The organism is Planctomycetota bacterium, from assembly GCA_038746835.1.
Classification (GTDB): domain Bacteria; phylum Planctomycetota; class Phycisphaerae; order Tepidisphaerales; family Tepidisphaeraceae; genus JBCDKH01.
The window spans coordinates 1-2,588 of sequence record JBCDKH010000300.1; the positions used below are offsets into that span (position 1 = coordinate 1).

General features: G+C 62.7%; 1 protein-coding gene. It reads right to left on the bottom strand.

The features are described from left to right. Positions 1–2,588: G8 domain-containing protein (locus AAGI46_16815; GenBank protein MEM1013869.1), on the bottom strand; the 2,588-nt coding region annotated here is incomplete at both ends.

The following is a 2,588-nucleotide window of genomic DNA, read 5'->3' on the forward strand; positions in this document are numbered from 1 at the left end:
CATCCCGCGACGGGGCTTTCGCTTTGGCCTCGCTCGGCGGAAGCATCAACGCGCGGCGGATGCGAGAAGACTCTCCACTGTCTACGCGAACGAACGAACTCCTCCGTTCGGGGGCCGCCCGCCTGCCCTGAGAGCGGTGGTCGTCGGTGGCGTCAATGAACGTGGCAAGGGAAGCCGCGTTCAGCGCCCTGGTTGATTCGGAAGACGTGGAATCTTCGCTGGCGGAGGGCGGACCGCTTAGCGTCGCTTGCTGTGGAGCGATCGCTGATCCGCTCGTCGGCGGCGGGTAGACACCGAGCGACGTCAGGTAATCGATCCAGTAGGCGTCTGAGGGAGAAGGCACGGCTTCGAACGAGGGCGACGCAGGGCCAATGCGCGCTCCGGGAACTAAAGCGTCCGGTCGTGTTCCCGCTGGCCATACCGCATCCGAGAAGGAGATCCCGTATTGCTGCTGAAGCTGTGCATTGGTGAGGCCGACGAGTTCGTTCGGGACGAACGCGGAAAGCTCGCCGCCTGCGGGGATGGGTCGGAAGCTGGGGCTCTGCGAGTCGAAGTAGAGCCCCACGTTCTCATTATCGGCTGTGTTGAGCGTGATGCGGTCTCTCTGAAAGATCGGCGGCACGTAGAGCAAGGTCGCTTCGTCGTAGAAGAACTCATCGATGCCAAACAGACCGCCTGCAAGCCCGACATCCCACGCTTCGTTCATATCGATCCGGATCCACTCTTCCCCCGGCTCGAACAAGCCGCTCGGCGTGACGAACTGAACGTTGCTGATCTCCAGATTGCGAGCATTCGTGTTGGGCGCGCTGATGCGGATGCCGGTCGGGGCGGAGATGACGGCGCCGTCGATGATCGCCTCGCCCTGGCGTTGCGCGGCCACACCGACGAGGTATCCGTCCACGTCGATGTTGCGTACCGTGATATCGTTCTGGTTGGCGAACTGATCAAGCTTGATGCCGATTGAGCCCTCGGCGCCCGATCCGAGGATGTCGATATTCTCGAAAGTAAGACGGCCCGAGTAAGGGGCCGAGATACCAGAGAGCGGGACGTTCCACGCGGTGTAGTTGGAGAACGTCGATTGCAGTGAGTCTTCGTAGCTCTGTGGGACCGCCGCCAGTTCTCCTGTTCCGACGAAGTGATCGTCGTTCTCGTCACGGTTGTCGGTGTGCAAGTAAGCAACGAGGAGGCCCTTGGGAGCGCTGTAGGTCGAGTTGCCGTCGAAGCTCGGGACAGGCACGTGCTTCGTGCGAACGGGCGTGTCGGGGCCGCCGATGAGATGACCGTTGGGCAAGTTGCCCGCAAGGACCTGATTCTCTCCGAGCCCCTTCTCTACGAGTCCGAGCGTCCAGTAGATGAAGCCGTGACCCGAGGCGCCCGATACCACGTTGTCCTCAACCGTCACCCCGGCGCCGTGGAACCAAAAGCCGTCGCCTTGCCAACCGAAGTCCTGGGTGAGGACCCGGAAGTCAGGCGACTGATCCTCGTTGATCTCGATGTCTGGCGGATTGGGGTTGCCGTTGGGGTTCACCGTGCGGATGGCGATGTTCCGCACGAACGAGCCGATCTCGTCGCCGGCTTCGGTGTTGTAAGCGGCGCCCGTCGTGTTGTGGGCGACGTTGTCGAGGAAGTCGACGTTTGACGAATGATTGACGTACGCCCACCCCGGATCGTCTCGAACGACGCCTCCTTGGATCACGGCCGGCGTGCCAGTCGGGCCGCCACGATGGAAGTGCAGGGAGTAACGGCCACGCACGTTGAACCCGCCCAGGTCCTGCACTTCGACAAGGTCGCCGATCGACCCCTCCGAGTCGCTCACAAGCCGCCAGTCTTGTAGCTCGATGCTCTTGTCCGTTCTGCCAAGGCCCTGGAAGCTGAAGTAGCGGGCATCGACGTTGTTCGTGTGCATGAACATCACGTGACCGCGGCGCTGCACGTCGGTGTTCTCCGACGTGAACTGTACGTTCCGCGTTAGGTTGGCGACGTGCACCTCCAAGTCGGCTCTTGGTGGGACGTGATCGCGGACGAGCGGCGTGTTGAAGCTGATCGTCGAGCCGCTGATCGAGGCGATGGTTCGAACCTCGTCGCTCGCGGGATCGTTGGGATCGATGCCAGCGATCGTTATCTGGTCGTTGACACGCCAACCGATAGGCTCTGACGCGAGCGTGATCTGCGTCGCCCCGGCAGCGACGCCGCCGGCTGCAAGCGGAGCGAAGGCCGTCGTCTCCGCGCCGTGGATCGTCGTCTTGCCGTGCAGCAACGCCCCACGGCTGAGCAGGTTGGGGTCCCACGTCCGATCGATGGCGCCGTCATCGGCGAATACGATTCTGGCGGTGTGGTCTGCTTCGATCGGGTTGCACGCGTCGCCGATCACGAGTTCGCCCGTCATCGTACTAACGATCGTGTCGACGCGCAGTTCGGTGTCACGGTCTGTGGCGAACCGTAGCGTGCCGTCGATGCGGAGCGTCTTGAACTCCTCGGTGATCTCTGAGTCGACCGTGACCGAGCGACCCTGGGGGATGACGATGCGGGCGCCGTCAGTTGGAAGCGTCCGGCTGGACCAGATATTGGGGTTCGACCACAGGCCGTCG